The 529-nt window shown below is 55.2% G+C and carries 1 rRNA gene; it reads left to right on the top strand.

Annotation, left to right across the window (positions count from 1 at the left end):
* Positions 1-520, top strand: a 16S ribosomal RNA gene (locus ACFOSD_RS15735); the annotation flags it as partial.
* Positions 521-529: the final 9 nt, after the last annotated feature.

Genomic DNA, 529 nt, shown 5'->3' with positions numbered 1-529 from the left:
GTGCCTTCGGGAACACTGAGACAGGTGCTGCATGGCTGTCGTCAGCTCGTGTTGTGAAATGTTGGGTTAAGTCCCGTAACGAGCGCAACCCTTATCCTTATTTGCCAGCGGGTCATGCCGGGAACTCTAAGGAGACTGCCGGTGACAAACCGGAGGAAGGCGGGGACGACGTCAAGTCATCATGGCCCTTACGAGTAGGGCTACACACGTGCTACAATGGGGCGTACAGACGGTTGCGAAGCAGCGATGTGGAGCCAATCTGAGAAAGCGTCTCGTAGTCCGGATCGCAGTCTGCAACTCGACTGCGTGAAGTCGGAATCGCTAGTAATCGTGAATCAGCATGTCACGGTGAATACGTTCCCGGGCCTTGTACACACCGCCCGTCACACCATGGGAGTTGATTGCACCAGAAGTAGGTAGCTTAACCTTCGGGAGAGCGCTTACCACGGTGTGGTTAATGACTGGGGTGAAGTCGTAACAAGGTAGCCGTAGGGGAACCTGCGGCTGGATCACCTCCTTAAACGACAGA

It is taken from the genome of Salinispirillum marinum, assembly GCF_042650105.1.
In the GTDB taxonomy this organism is placed as follows: Bacteria; Pseudomonadota; Gammaproteobacteria; order Pseudomonadales; family Natronospirillaceae; genus Salinispirillum; species Salinispirillum marinum.
The sequence above is the reverse complement of the archived record's forward strand: the minus strand, read 5'-3'. Positions and strand labels throughout refer to the sequence as shown.